Source organism: Peribacillus sp. FW305-BF15 (assembly GCF_058783805.1).
Window position 1 is genome coordinate 1 of the sequence record NZ_JBYSYV010000022.1, and the last position, 14,631, is coordinate 14,631.

Here is a 14,631-nt window from a genome sequence, read left to right on the forward strand (position 1 = left end):
GTAAGGAAGTAGAATTATTGGATGGTATACCTGGTGTGAACAAAGCTGCCGCAGCTACTTTTATTGCAGAGATGGGCGTTGATATGTCCGTATTTAAGTCGGCTAAACATCTTGCCTCTTGGGCTGGTGTGAGTCCTGGAAATTACGAAAGTGCTGGTAAAAAAAAACGAGTAAAACCACACAAGGAAACAAAGCATTAAAAACGATGGCTGTAGAATGTGTACTGGCAACCTCTAGGCAAAATAATCGAATTGCTTCACATCGAAAAAGGATTACCAAACGACAGGGAAAAATGAAGGGACGAATCGCTTCTGCTCATTTACTATTGACGATTGCTTACAACATCTTAAAAACAGGAGAACCCTATCATGAACTAGGCTCAAATTACCTTGAAGAAAAACAAATGAACAAAGAATTAAAAATGATAGAATACCTAAAAAAGAAAGGATATACAACAATCCCTCCATCTGAACAACAAACTGCATAACCAATCAAAATAACGACATAGTACATTTAAGTCCTTCAAAAAATTAGAATATGGTGGGCTTATTTTAGTATCGTCTCTTTCACTAATGTGTTTTCATACAAAAAAAACTAAATCAATTAACTTTTGGATCCTTTTAAACTAGAATATAGGAATTGTTTTTTTTCGCCTCCACTCCCCCTGATTCAAATGTCCCGCACAACCGTGAGTCCTACCATGTCTACTTCTATCAAAAAGGCCAACCAGTAATTTTTACTGGTCGACCTTATAATACGAACGCATCCGTTCGATTTGTGATCGAATTAAGATTCATTGATTTGCACTAAAGCAGCAATATTGCGATGGGTGCCGTAATAATTAACGTGATGAGTGTCCGTTCAAACCAGATAACAATCAACTTCGTAATGCTGATCGGGATTTCGGTTGATAGGATACAAGGTATCGCCGCTGAAAAGAACAATATGGATGAAACAGAAACCACGGCAATGATGAACTTAGTTACCAGTGGTGCATCAACTACAAGAAGCGCCGGCAGGAACATTTCTGCAATTCCTATAGCTGAAGCTTTTGCAGCCAAAAATGGTTCAGGTATTTGCAATGACCAGGTAAATGGGTAAAAAAGATAGCCAAGTAAATTAAATACTGAAGTGTACTCCGCTAATACAAGGCTGATGAGACCAACGGATAAAATGGACGGCAGAATGCTCATTGTCATAAGAAAACCGTCCTTTAAGTTTTTCCATGAATTTCTGCCAAGACTTACTTAATTATTTGCTCCTACCATCGCACTGTTCCAGACACTTCTGAAAAGTCCTTGTTTGAAAACTTCTTCTGGGTCCGCATTATCCGAATAATATTCGTCGCTCATTTTATTTATTGGACAAAAACGTACGGTAATGGCAAGGTACGTGATCGCTAAAGAAACCCAAAAGAAAAGCGACCATAGGTCCATAAGCCCGAGGGTTTTTGCTACAACGATCATAAACGTTGCTGAAACCGTTGAAAAGCCAGTTGCAATAATAGCTGCTTCTTCAAGGGTGTATTTTCCTTCTTTATATAGTCGATTCGTAATAAGCATACCAATGGAATAGCTTATACCTGTAGGTCTTGTCGTTCCTTTTGGCGCTGCTCATTGGATACGGGCTTCTCGAGTTTTTAGGTGTACTGATGCAGCCGATCATGAGGCCGATATTTAAAACGCCGGGGCGTTCAGCTGTTGATATGGTTGCTGATTTAGCAGGAGTGTTCCTGCCCCTTTTGTGCATAAGAAACAGAGCTAAACGTCACACATCCAACCAAACTTTCTTTTATATGCTTTTTTGCTCCCAACTTGGGAATAAATAGTTCATACACTTACGTTTAATTATCTGTTAAATTGGGGAAATATAATTCAATCGACGATGACTTTATAACTAGGATGGGTATGATGAGAATTAAGGTAAAAAAAATAATATATTACCTGATTAAATTAAGAGGGAAAATCTTTATACCATTTGCCATTTTATACATATTAGTTGCAGCATATATTGCTTTTTCTATAGAGCCACAGACGTTCGAATCATATTTAACTTCAGTTTACTGGGTTCTTACAACGCTTGCTACGGTTGGTTTTGGTGACTATGCACCGGTCACTGATCTTGGAAAAGCATTTACCATCGGTCTATACATAACGGGTATTGGGCTTGTTAGTCTTTTTATTGGAAAAATCATTAAATCTGTATATCTTATCGAAAAACGTAAAGTTGGTGGAAAAATGAAATATACAGGTAAAAATCATATCATTCTGATTGGATGGAGTGAAAAGTCAAAATCAGCAATTCAAGAAATTTTTAAATCTGATGAAACCATTGATATTGTTATCATTGATAACCTGGAAAAATCACCCATGATGGAGGAGCGTCTGTTTTATGTTCGCGGGGATGCCACCGATGAAGAAACATTACTCCGTGCAAATCTGCCTAAAGCAAAAGGCGTTATCATTTTTGCTGACCAAATAACACAAGATAATTATGCTACAAAGGATCCGTTACTTGTCGATGGAAAGACATTATTAGTTGCCACTGCCATAACGTCCATTGAAGAAAAAACCAATACGCCAATACACGTCACCGCTGAGGTAATCAATCAAAAGCATATTCGTTTATTTGAGCGTGTAAAGGTGGATGAGTTTATTCCTACACAAGAAATGATCTCCCACGCAGCAGTACGATCATTATTTTCTCATGGAGTCACTCACATGTATTCAGAACTCATGAGCTCAAAGTATGAAGAGGCGATGTATGAGATTTCTAAACAAGATGAATGGCGAACCTATCGTGATGCATTCATGGACCTTCTTAATAAAGGGGCCACACTGGTAGCAGATCGTGGTGATCTTAACATAAACCAAAAATTAGATGCACGAATTCCTGATGATGCACAGCTTTTCATTATTTGCGATAAAGAGACCATTTCCAAAATAAATTCAAAAATACATTAGAATCAGGAATCTTTAGGGATGCTATAATAGCATCCCTCAGTTTGTAGGCAAAAGGGTTTTTATTTAAGTTAAAACTAAGTTGATTGGAGCGGGTGTTCGGGCCTCCTGCTTAGAAAAGCGAGTGCATCTTGTTCCCAATCAACTTGCCTGCAAATATGCATCCTTAAATGAATAAGCTTTAAAACAAAGGCTGTTTTCGCATACTTTGTTGCTATTTACGAAGTAGTGCAGTGTGGTTGATTTCCCCTCCAGGTGCTCGCTTTCCGCGGGGCGGGCGGTGAGCCTCCTCGGCGTAAACGCCTGTGGGGTCTCACCTGTCCCGCTGCTCCCGCAGGAGTCTCGCACTTCCGCTCCAATCAACCTAAAATAGTTTCGTTTGAAAAACAACAATCTTTACGAAAAGAGCCAAAACAAAAAAAGAACCTTCAATCAAAGATCGATTAAAGGTTCTGTTGTTTTTAATTTCAATGATGCTTCGATATCCAAAAATTAACTATAAACTAGCTCTTTTTTTTTGCTCAGACCAAGCGTCTCTGATGTTGAAGTTTGAATTTCGTGCAAAAGCTCTGTATTTTCCATTAGTGACTCTCCATAAGAAGGAATCATTTCTTTAATTTTCGGTTCCCACTCTTTCATGCGTTGCGGGAAGCATTTATTAATTACCTCAAGCATAACGTGAACAGCAGTAGAAGCCCCTGGAGAAGCACCTAGCAATGCTGCAATAGAGCCATCGGATGCACTTACAACTTCCGTACCAAATTGAAGTGTACCTTTGCCGCCTTCAGCAGTATCTTTGATAACTTGTACACGTTGGCCAGCTACTACTAAATCCCAATCCTCGCTCTTAGCGTTCGGGATGAACTCTCGTAACTCTTCCATGCGCTGTTCTTTCGATAACATAACTTGCTGGATCAAGTATTTTGTCAATGGCATCTCTTTTGCACCTGCCGCCAACATAGTTAAAACATTATTCGGTTTTACGGAAGTTATTAAATCGAACATTGAACCTGTTTTTAAGAACTTCGGTGAGAAGCCCGCAAATGGTCCAAATAGCAACGATTTTTTATTGTCGATAAAACGTGTATCAAGATGCGGAACAGACATTGGTGGTGCACCAACTTTAGCTTTTCCGTATACTTTCCCATGATGCTGTGCAACAACTTCCGGATTATTACATACCATGAAGTATCCACTTACCGGGAATCCTCCGATATGTTTCCCTTCAGGAATGCCGGATTTTTGCAGTAAATGCAAGCTTCCGCCCCCGCCTCCGATAAAGACGAATTTAGCATTATGACGTTCTACGCTACCGGTATCGACATTACGCACTTTTAATTCCCATGAGCCATCACTGGCACGTTTAACATTATCAACACTATGTTTATATTTGATATCGACGTTTTGAGCCTTTAAGTGGTCAAACAACATGCGTGTCAGAGCACCGAAGTTAACGTCTGTACCGTAATCAATTTTTGTTGCCGCTATAGATTCATTCGATGGACGGTCTTGCATAATAAGTGGAATCCATTCCATCAGTTTTGCTGGGTCATCGGAATACTCCATACCTTGGAACAGAGGATTTTTGGACAGCGCTTCAAAACGTTTCTTTAAGAACGCTACATTGTTATCCCCTTGCACCATACTCATATGAGGCAATGGCATGATAAAGTCTTGCGGATTATCAATCAGCTTACAGTTTACAAGATACGACCAAAACTGCAATGAAACTTGGAACTGTTCATTTATTTTAATTGCTTTGCTAATATCTATAGATCCGTCAGCTTTTTCGGATGTATAGTTAAGCTCGCACAGCGCAGAATGTCCCGTACCCGCATTATTCCATTCGTTAGAGCTTTCTTCTCCTGCGTTTGCAAGCTTCTCAAATACTTTGATTTCCCATTCCGGTGCTAACTCTTTCAGTAATGATCCCAAAGTCGCGCTCATGACTCCGCCGCCAATTAAGATAACGTCTGTTTGTTTCTGTATGTTGCTCATTATAACCTTCCTTATCCCCTATATTTGCAAAAAAGATGTAGGCGCTCCTGCTTAGGTGTCAAAAAAAGCCCGGCACGAACTAGGAACACACCTTTTCTGTCTCCTTATAACTATATCATAATCTATTATTATTATTTCATAGATTAAAATATTCTACTATTACTTTTTTTGTTAAAATGTTGATTTTGAAAAGAAATTAGCTTAAACTTATCCGCCTCGATAGTCGCATTAAAAGATTTCTTCAGCAACTCCCCATCATTGAAGGAAGAAACTGTTAGTGAAATAATATTGACAGATTCGAAAAAGCCAGGAAAATACACATTTATTGACAAGAACAGAAGGAAAATTAGAACTTTCTGTAACCATTTCCCTAAAAAACTAGGGCCTTCCTGAAATTGCTAAACTCTTAACTTTTTAACTAGTATCATAAATTCCACCCAATTATTAGATATAATAACAATACCAATAATTACTGAAAATTAAACCAATATAAGGTAATATCACCGATAATATTCTTAATTTTAAGACTTATCTCATAGTCCCTCATTAATATAATTTCTCAACTTATTGCTATTACAAAAAAACATTATTTCTCTTATTTTCGCAAAAAGATATTTTGAACTTTATGTTCCGACCCTTTTTTCAAGATGAGTTTTGCCCGTCCTTTTGTCGGCAGTATATTTTCATGTAAATTTTTCAAATTAATTTCTTCCCAAATTTGGGTCGCTTTTTTTATGGCCTGTTCTTTAGAAAAGTCAATATAACGATGGAAATAGGATTCGGAACTTTGAAATGCAGTCTTTTGAAGTAAAAGGAACCTTTCGACATACCACCGCTCTATGTCGTTAACATCTGCATCTACATAGAGTGAGAAATCAAAAAAGTCACTGACGAATACTTGATTTTCCTTGTCAACTTGAAGAACATTAACACCTTCCACTATTAAAATATCCGGATTACAGATCGTCTGCACTTCATTTGGCAAAATGTCATACTTCAAATGTGAGTAGATTGGAACTTCCACTTTATTTTTTCCCGCTTTTACATCTCCGATAAGATTGATTAATTTTTGGGTATCATAACTTTCAGGAAACCCTTTTCTTTTCATCAATCCTTTTTCTTCTAAAAGATCATTTGGGTACAAAAAACCGTCGGTAGTGACAAGACCTACGTTTCTGTGATTATCCCATCTGGATAATAAAGTCTGAAGCAACCTTGCAGTCGTACTCTTTCCTACAGCAACACTCCCTGCAATCCCAATGATATAAGGTACTTTTTTAGCATCAGTTTTTAGAAATGAAGAAGTGGCTGTGTTAAGCTGCTGAGATGCCTCAACATGTAAATTGATCAAACGGGTCAAGGGCAAATAAACCTCTTCCACTTCCTGAATGGATATTTCTTCATTTATTCCTTTTAAGTTATCCAATTCTTCTTCTGTTAAAGGAAGAGGGGTATGGTTTCGCAAAGATGCCCACTTTTTTCGATTGAATTCAAAATAGGGAGTATAGGAACTCATGATTTTTCGTTACCTCACTTTTTAGAGTTACTATCAGTTTAACAAGGATGATGTCCATAAAAAAGAAGTTCCTGATCCCTTATTCACTAAATTGATTAAGCTTTGAATGATAACCCACCTGTCTCCAAAGATTCCCTAAGTTTCGGTAAAGAAGCTGGTCCCATACCGTGGAATTTCAAAATCTCTTTTTCACTATATGCTGATAGCTGTTGTAAAGAGGTTACCCCATTGCTTTCCAATGCACGTCTGGCAGGTGCCGAGAGCACTGAAAGGAATCCTGTATCAGGTTTTCGTTCCTGCTCACATTCAGGGCAGGTCGGACAGTCGCTGGATTTATAGTATTTGTGTCCCTTTTCGCAAGTCCTCAAATTCTTCTTTGAAGTGGTCATTGTCAATTTCTCCTTTTCTTCTGAATTTTAAGTCCAAACATAAAAAGTTCACCCTTCACAATGAAGCAACCATTTTAATCCATTTTATCATTAATTTCATTGGAAAAGGGCTGCCGCAGCAACCCTTTGCAAAACGCAAAGTGAATGATGGATTAACCCACTTTGTCCTCCTTCTTAGCCTCTGTTTGAGCATTTGCTTGTACACGCTTGTCTATTCCAAAAGCGAAATAACTGATTGCTACGATAGCCAGAAAACCTATTCCAACCATAAGAGATATACGTGTGTCATCATTAAACCACATACCGATCAATACCATGATCAAAAAAGCGATGGTCAGGTAGTTTGTAACAGGTGCAAACGGCATCTTGAATGGATGATTGTGCATTTCAGCTTTTTTGACCTTCCTGAATTTAATTTGACTGATCAGAATGACAAACCATGGAATCATTCCAGGAAGTACACTCGCACTGTATACATGCACAAATAAATTTTCTGGTGCAATATAACTTAAAACAACCCCAATCGCTAAACCGACGATCACTCCGAACGTACCGAATAAAGGGACACCGCTATTAGATACTTTTGCAAAGAACTTTGGCGCTTGCCCATTCACCCCTAATGTGTAAAGCATGCGTCCTGCACTGTAAATACCACTATTGCAGCCAGACATTGCAGCCGTAATTACGACAAAATTAATGATTCCGGCTGCTGCCGTGATACCAACCTTCGCAAAGGTCGCAACAAATGGACTGCCAATCGAACTTAATTGATCCCAAGGGTAAACGGTTACAATAATGAAGATCGCACCGATATAGAAGATTAAAATACGCCAAATGGTACTTTGAATCGCTTTGGTTATCGTTTTTTGCGGATCTTTTGCTTCACCAGCCGTAATCCCGATTAATTCTACACCTTGATAAGCGGCAACCACAAGTGAGAGAGCAAAGAAGAAGCCCTTCCAGCCGCCTGTAAATAAACCGCCATGTTCCCAAAGATTCGATAACCCTAAGGCTTCCCCACCGTTACCGATCCCAAAGAAAATCAGTCCAAACCCTGCAACGATCATTAAAATAATCGTTACGATTTTAATCAGTGCAAACCAAAATTCAATTTCCCCAAAGGATTTAACGGAAATTAAGTTCGCTGCTCCAAGAATCACCATTGCAATTAAACCTGGAATCCAAGCAGGGAGATCAGGGTACCAATACTGCATGTACGTCCCCACTGCAATAATTTCTGCCATCCCGACGATAACCCACTGGAACCAGTTACTCCAAGCTGTCATATACCCTGCCAATGGATGAATGTACTTATAACCAAATGTTGCAAATGAACCTGTACTTGGCTCTAAGTACAACATTTCCCCCATTGCGCGCATGATCAAGAATATAAATAAACCAGAGATCGCATAAGCTAACATTACAGACGGACCTGTCCATTGAATCGTGCTGGCTGAACCCATGAATAAACCGACACCAATCGTTCCGCCCAAAGCGATCATCTGAATATGACGACCTTTCAAGTCCCTATTCAAATCTTTGTTTGCCATTCCATTTCCCCCTACACTACTAATAGTCGAAATTTTATGCAAGATGCTTATTACACTCCCTATTTAGTATAGAAATGATATAGCAGGCACCACTTTATTTAATCTTTCTTAAAGCCGCCTCATAAAATCACTCTTCACTTTTAAGCATTCCTGACAGTTGGAAAGATTACTATCCATTTTCATGTTAATTCTTTATTCTGTCCGAGGTGCCATAGAAAGCGCTTACTTTTCACCGGTTATAACAAGTTCACCCCTTAAACGTAAAAATTCCCCTGTATAAAATAACTCGAATAAAAGAGTTTTGCAACTCTTTTATTCGGCTGGCAGGTTTATTACGCTGTTACCAAAAGGGACTTTAATCTCAGCTTTAACAACATATCATTGGTCATTTTCTCCAAATCATATTCCGCCTTGAATCCCCACTCTTCCTTTGCACATGTTGAATCAATTGTATTTGGCCAACTATCTGCAATGGATTGTCTTACAGGATCGACTTCATAATTCATGACAAATTCCGGTATATGCTTTTTAATTTCGGCAGCAATTTGCTCCGGATCAAAGCTCATGGCAGAAACATTGAAAGAATTCCGATGTTTCAATTTTGAAGCATCTGCCTCCATTAAAGCAATGATGGCAGCTAAAGCGTCCGGCATATACATCATGTCCATATACGTTCCCTTATCAATGTAAGAAGTATATCGCTTGTTTTTAATCGCTTCATAGTAAATTTCAACTGCATAGTCGGTAGTTCCGCCGCCAGGAGGCGTGACATACGAAATCAGTCCCGGGAATCGAAGCCCCCTCGTATCAACCCCAAATTTATGATGATAATAATCACATAATAACTCTCCGGATACTTTATTCACGCCGTACATCGTATTCGGCCGTTGAATGATGTCTTGCGGTGTCCAATCTTTAGGAGTGGTTGGACCAAACGCACCAATGGAACTAGGTGTGAATAATTGGCAATCGAGTTCTCGTGCCGTTTCCAAAGCATTGACCAATCCGCCCATGTTTAAGTGCCAAGCTAAAAGCGGCTTCTTTTCAGCTGTTGCCGACAATAAAGCGGCCAAATGTATAATCGTATCCACTTCATGTTTTTTTGCCATGTTAAACATCGCTTTTTCATCCGTAACATCCAAAACTTCAAATGGACCTGATTGAGCAACATCGCTGTCCGTTTTTCGGATATCTGTCGCAATGATATTGTCAGCTCCATAAACCTCTCTCATTTTTAGCGTCAGTTCTGAACCAATTTGACCTAAAGCCCCCGTTACCAAGACCTTTTTCATCAAAAATCCCTCCCCATGTTTTAAACTCCGAAACAAGCAATCTACTTATATGATCGACATCTCTTTTCCTACTTTTTCATAAATGGCCAATGCGCTATCCAACATCTCTTTTGTATGAGCCGCAGTAGGCATATTCCTCACTCTTCCTGTACCTTTTGGAACGGTAGGGAATACGATGGATTTAGCATACACACCTTCTTCATTCAGCCTCTTGCTGAATTGCTGCGTTTTTGCTTCATCACCTATAATGCAAGGCGTGATCGGTGTTTCGCTCTCCCCGATATCAAACCCTATTTCTTTTAGGCCTTTTTTCAAGTAATCGCTATTTTCCCAAAGCTTATTTTGAAGTTCTGAGCTATTCATCAAAATATTGATGGCTTCTATGCTAGCTGCAACTGCTCCTGGTGTGGCAGCCGTTGAAAATAAAAACGGACGGCTTCTCACCTTTAACCAATCAATCAAATCTTTCTTTCCTGCTACATAGCCCCCCACAACACCAATGGCTTTTGATAATGTTCCAATTTGGAAATCCACTTTATCCGATAAACCAAAATGCTTAACCGTTCCTGCACCATTACCTAATACACCCGAACCATGCGCATCATCAACATACGTAATTAAGTCGAACTCTTCGGCAATCTTCACAATTTCAGGAAGTTTGGCTATATCCCCATCCATCGAGAACACTCCGTCGGTAATGATCATGATCTTGTTATACAATCCGGACTCCTTTGCTTGACGTGCTTTTGTCCGTAAATCATCCATGTCGGAATGGATAAAGGGAATGATTTTTGCCTTGGAAAGTCGGCATCCATCAATGATTGAAGCATGATTCAGTTCATCTGAAAGAATGGCATCATTTTTATCCATCACTCCTGAAATCGCTGCCATATTACAGTTAAATCCAGATTGATAAGCAATGGCTGCTTCTGTATGCTTAAACTCGGCGAGCTTTTCTTCTAATTTGACATGAATATCTAACGTTCCGTTGATCGTACGAACGGCACCTGCACCGACGCCATATGTTTTCGTCGCTTCTATGCAAGCCTCTATTAATCGTCTATCTGTTGCTAAACCTAAATAATTATTGGATGATAAATTAATTAGCTCCCTGCCCGCAATCGTGATAACCGGACCATTAGCACCTTCCACTGGATCAATAACGTTGTAAAGTCCCTTTTCTTTTAAATCTTCCAAATTTTCTTTCAAAAATTCATTTAATATTTCACTTGACATTTAATATACCCCCTTATTGATGGTTGGAATAAATGCAGGATTTTTTTATGTTTTACACCTATTTTAAAAATATTGTATTTTTTCCCTTTTTCCAAAAATACACGTGTCTTCTCCAAAAACACACACAGTATTAGCGCAAATCCCTTTATACTAAGTGTTATAACACTCATAATAATGGATAATTTTAATGTTGTCCATATTGTGTGGACAAAAAAATTTGAATTTTTGTAGTTCTTACAATCAACATCCGCCTAAAATGCGTTTATATCAATGAAAACACGAAGAGAATTTCATCAATTTTCCAAGGCAAACGATGTTATATCTACTGGTTTTTTGGAGACCTTAACCATTAACCTAATTAAGGAGGGGTATAGTGAAAACGGAAGATGAAAAAACCTCAGAAGGCCTAAATGAGATTTTTGAGATTATCAATGCAAAAGGTGACATTGGAGAATTAAAAGAAATCATCCAAAAACCTGATGAACAAACAAATGAAGACAAGTAAACCAAGGGGAGAAATCCACTTTCAGTTTGTTGACAAAAGGAAGTTCAGAATGGTTCATTCCTGATAATGAACTGTTTTTGGGGCTTATTTCCCTCTCCAGGCAATCGCTTTCCTCGGGGGGCTTTGCGCCTGAGGGGTCGCTTTTTTAAGCAGGAGTCCCGTTCACCCGCTCCAATCAACTTGATTGTTTTTTAAAGATAAAAACCGCAGGCAAACCCGAGTTCTTCCAATTCGTCCATAGTCAGCAAGGGGATTAATTATCCTCTTTTTTGTCTGTTTTACATTGTACTAATGGACGCTTAAGTCCATTACAACAATACAAAATGAGCTGATGATCAGCTCGGATATTGAATTGAATCTCACGTCCAAAAAACAAAAAAGTCATGCAAAAGAATGGGATAAAGGGGCTAAGAATAAGGATTTTCCCTATTTCTCTTCCTTGTCCACAATCGATGCATAACTAACAAAATTACTCCTCTACTGCACTAATCCTATGACAATAATGCTTCCCATAAATCAGATTTCCATGTCCCACCGTTTCTTTTCGGTCTCCTTCATCTGTTTTTCCGTTTTCTCGGGATGAACAGTACGGAATTTATGGTGGTCAGCCGGGATGATTTCGATCATCTTTTCTATCATATCTTCCGGATCGAATTGGTTTTTTAATCCCTTTTCTTGCTTTTTCATATCCTCTGCTCTTGTAAAACTCTTTTCTCCATCGTACCATTTCCATTTTTCCTCAGCTGCCCTGTCGTTAAAACCGGTATTGTATGCTCCCGGATTGATGGTCGCAACCTGCACCCCAAACTCCTCCAGCTCATCCTTTAAGGTTAATGCCATTCCCTCGATGGCATGTTTGGTTGCTGCATATCTACCGCCATATGGTGTCGTTATGATCCCAGCCATTGAACTTAAGAACACGATTTCCCCTTTTCCTTTTTTGACCAGCTTTCTTGCAACAAACTGAACGGATTCTAGTGTAGCGAAAACATTCACTTCGAAGATCGCCCTGAATCGGTCCATCGGCATTTCTCCGAGCGGTCCTCCTTCATTGATCGCCGCATTTGCAACAAATACATCAAAGTCATGATTATCAATTCTTGCTCGATCACGTTCATTTGTAATATCCAATTTGAAGACTTCCATATCCAAGCCCCGTTCCCGCGCCTCCCTCATAAGATCCGTTTTCTGGGAAGTGATTTCCGTTGTGGCAATTACACGGTGCCCCTGCTTTGCTAACCCGAGTGCAACTCCTCTTCCAAGCCCGCTGCCCGCTCCAGTAATGAAAATTGTTTTACCCATCTTTCATTCATCAAGCTTCTCTATGTCTCTTCTTCCCATAAACGAATGGTATAAACCATTTAAAATGGTGTGGGTGTTTATCCATTCTTTTCTTTTAAAAGGAAAAAAACTATATCAAGTTTATTCCTGCATCTATATTCAAGTTAAGTGCATAATTAACAAGAAGAGATATTCAGAGAAATAAAGGAGAAATGGCCATGCATGATAAAAATATCACGATTGCCGGCAGCGGCGTTTTAGGGAGTCAGATCGCATTTCAAACTGCATTCAAAGGGTTCAACGTGTCAGTTTATGACATCAATGATGAAGCATTAGAACGTGCAAAAGATAGGATCATTAATTTGAAGCCCTACTATAAAGAAGACCTTGGAGCAGCGGAGGAAGATCTTCATGCTGCTTATGCCCGCATTTCTTTCCACAGTGATTTATCTGCGGCAGTTGCCAAAGCTGACCTTGTGATTGAAGCGATTCCGGAAGTGGTTCAAATCAAAACGGATTTTTACACAGAGTTAGGAAAAGTCGCTCCTGAAAAAACAATTTTCGCTACAAACTCTTCTACATTATTACCAAGCCAATTTGCCGAAGCGACAGGCCGCCCAAAAAAATTCCTGGCTTTACACTTCGCTAATGAAATCTGGAAAAACAATACCGCAGAAATCATGAAACATCCTGGAACGGATAATGAAGTGTTCGAGGAAGTGATTGAATTTGCAAAAGCGATTGGAATGGTTCCTCTGTCTTTACATAAAGAGCAGCCAGGCTATATATTGAATTCCTTATTGGTTCCTCTTTTGGATGCTGCCCAAATGCTCTTATTAAAAGGAGTGGCTGATACGGAAACCATCGATAAAACGTGGATGGTCGCAACAGGAGCACCTCTTGGACCTTTCGCCATTTTAGATGTGGTAGGAATCAATACCGCTTATAATATTTCACTTGCAAAAGCAAAAGCGACAGGTGATCCAGAAGTTGAAAAGCTGGCTAACTTATTGAAAACGGAGTATATCGATAAAGGGAAAATCGGAAGAGAAGCAGGAGAAGGCTTCTATAAATATCCCAACCCCAATTTCGCAAAACCAGACTTTTTAAGAGGCTAATGAACTCGTATTTACTATGCAGAGGGTGTCCTGGGGGTGCCTTCTGTTTTTAAATGAATTCTCACTTCCTAATGTCTTCGAATAGAAAAAGACCCTGAAATCGGAAAAGTACTTTTCACGAAATCAAGGCCTAAATATCATGATGTGCACGATAAAAACAGTACCGAACCCTTATCCCCTATATCTCAAAGTTAATCCTTTTAAGAAATTCCTGGCGTATCGATCTCCGCACTCTTTATAATTCCTATGACCCACTTTTCTTAATATAGCGCTTAATTCTCCTTTGGTTATCATGACTCCTGCTTCTTCCAAAATATCAATCATATCCTCACTGGTTAATGATAATGCTATTTTCAGTTTCTTCAGAAGGATATTATTTACACTTTCCTTATGCTTTACAGCCGGTGCCTGACTTTGAGGCTGACCAGGTTTTGGCTCTTGTCTCCCTCTTTTAAAAATGATCAAACCATTTAAAAAGGACTCTAGCATCATGTTATTGCAGTTTACCCCATCATCAGCTTCATCCAAATCATCATATTCTTCATATTCTTCATAATAATCATCTTTTGGTTTTGTGAGCATCTGCATGACTTCTTCCATTGTCACTTCAATCTCCCCAAGTTTAAATATCTCAACCATATCTTTATTTTTAATATCCAACGCATATCTTAATCGAATTAATATATCATGATTATGCATCCAAAACCCTCCTATGTATTTCTCGATTTTCACAGTACTTTCATTATTTCACAAATGGTTGGAAATAAACGCAGATTAAAATCCGAG

The 14,631-nt window shown here is 39.0% G+C and carries 13 protein-coding genes and 2 pseudogenes; 6 read left to right on the plus strand and 9 right to left on the minus strand.

Features of this window, described 5'->3' with window-relative positions; translation table 11 throughout:
• On the plus strand, positions 1 to 200 hold a 200-nt coding region (locus tag AC3WLU_RS20335), incomplete at its 5' end, for an IS110 family transposase (RefSeq protein ID WP_492597805.1).
• A gap of 5 nt (positions 201 to 205) precedes the next feature.
• Positions 206 to 487, plus strand: a complete 282-nt coding sequence (locus AC3WLU_RS20340; protein WP_095392615.1) for a hypothetical protein — start codon at positions 206 to 208, stop codon at positions 485 to 487.
• A gap of 319 nt (positions 488 to 806) precedes the next feature.
• Here AC3WLU_RS20340 and AC3WLU_RS20345 read toward each other — a convergent pair.
• A pseudogene (locus AC3WLU_RS20345) lies at positions 807 to 1,577 on the minus strand (YjiH family protein); the annotation flags it as partial.
• Positions 1,578 to 1,594: 17 nt separating this feature from the next.
• Here AC3WLU_RS20345 and AC3WLU_RS20350 point away from each other — a divergent pair.
• Together AC3WLU_RS20350 and AC3WLU_RS20355 are read left to right on the plus strand one after the other, a co-directional pair.
• A pseudogene (locus AC3WLU_RS20350) lies at positions 1,595 to 1,759 on the plus strand (nucleoside recognition domain-containing protein); the annotation flags it as partial.
• 151 nt (positions 1,760 to 1,910) lie between these two features.
• The gene (locus AC3WLU_RS20355) at positions 1,911 to 2,963 is read left to right on the plus strand and encodes a potassium channel family protein (RefSeq protein WP_057278638.1); all 1,053 of its coding nucleotides are present in this window, start codon (positions 1,911 to 1,913) and stop codon (positions 2,961 to 2,963) included.
• Between the two features lie 489 nt (positions 2,964 to 3,452).
• On the opposite strand, the gene AC3WLU_RS20360 is transcribed toward AC3WLU_RS20355, so the two are convergent.
• From AC3WLU_RS20360 to AC3WLU_RS20385, 6 genes are all read right to left on the minus strand, one after another.
• Positions 3,453 to 4,958, minus strand: coding sequence for a malate:quinone oxidoreductase (locus AC3WLU_RS20360; RefSeq protein WP_034305633.1), 1,506 nt, complete (start codon positions 4,956 to 4,958; stop codon positions 3,453 to 3,455).
• A gap of 595 nt (positions 4,959 to 5,553) precedes the next feature.
• Positions 5,554 to 6,474 (minus strand): type I pantothenate kinase, encoded by a 921-nt coding sequence (gene coaA / locus AC3WLU_RS20365; protein WP_492597806.1) that lies wholly within the window; start codon positions 6,472 to 6,474, stop codon positions 5,554 to 5,556.
• 95 nt (positions 6,475 to 6,569) lie between these two features.
• On the minus strand, positions 6,570 to 6,863 hold the full coding sequence (locus AC3WLU_RS20370; protein ID WP_063577420.1) for an RNA polymerase alpha subunit C-terminal domain-containing protein: 294 nt from the start codon (positions 6,861 to 6,863) through the stop codon (positions 6,570 to 6,572).
• Between the two features lie 152 nt (positions 6,864 to 7,015).
• Positions 7,016 to 8,413, minus strand: coding sequence for an amino acid permease (locus AC3WLU_RS20375; protein WP_057278635.1), 1,398 nt, complete (start codon positions 8,411 to 8,413; stop codon positions 7,016 to 7,018).
• Between the two features lie 332 nt (positions 8,414 to 8,745).
• Entirely contained in the window at positions 8,746 to 9,705 is a 960-nt protein-coding gene (locus tag AC3WLU_RS20380) for an L-threonine 3-dehydrogenase (RefSeq protein WP_053533708.1), read from the minus strand.
• 45 nt (positions 9,706 to 9,750) lie between these two features.
• Positions 9,751 to 10,941, minus strand: a complete 1,191-nt coding sequence (locus AC3WLU_RS20385; RefSeq protein WP_098864650.1) for a glycine C-acetyltransferase — start codon at positions 10,939 to 10,941, stop codon at positions 9,751 to 9,753.
• 373 nt (positions 10,942 to 11,314) lie between these two features.
• Here AC3WLU_RS20385 and AC3WLU_RS20390 point away from each other — a divergent pair, with 373 nt between their 5' ends.
• Positions 11,315 to 11,446 carry a hypothetical protein gene (locus tag AC3WLU_RS20390; RefSeq protein ID WP_255256744.1) on the plus strand — a complete coding sequence of 44 codons (132 nt, stop codon included), beginning with the start codon at positions 11,315 to 11,317 and terminating at the stop codon, positions 11,444 to 11,446.
• Positions 11,447 to 11,962: 516 nt separating this feature from the next.
• Here AC3WLU_RS20390 and AC3WLU_RS20395 read toward each other — a convergent pair.
• Positions 11,963 to 12,748, minus strand: a complete 786-nt coding sequence (locus tag AC3WLU_RS20395; RefSeq protein WP_492597807.1) for an SDR family oxidoreductase — start codon at positions 12,746 to 12,748, stop codon at positions 11,963 to 11,965.
• 197 nt (positions 12,749 to 12,945) lie between these two features.
• Here AC3WLU_RS20395 and AC3WLU_RS20400 point away from each other — a divergent pair, with 197 nt between their 5' ends.
• A complete protein-coding gene (locus AC3WLU_RS20400) occupies positions 12,946 to 13,845 on the plus strand; it encodes a 3-hydroxyacyl-CoA dehydrogenase (RefSeq protein WP_492597808.1) in 900 nt (299 codons plus the stop codon).
• A gap of 171 nt (positions 13,846 to 14,016) precedes the next feature.
• On the opposite strand, the gene AC3WLU_RS20405 is transcribed toward AC3WLU_RS20400, so the two are convergent.
• Positions 14,017 to 14,544, minus strand: coding sequence for a YehS family protein (locus AC3WLU_RS20405; RefSeq protein WP_492597809.1), 528 nt, complete (start codon positions 14,542 to 14,544; stop codon positions 14,017 to 14,019).
• Between the last annotated feature and the right edge of the window lie 87 nt (positions 14,545 to 14,631).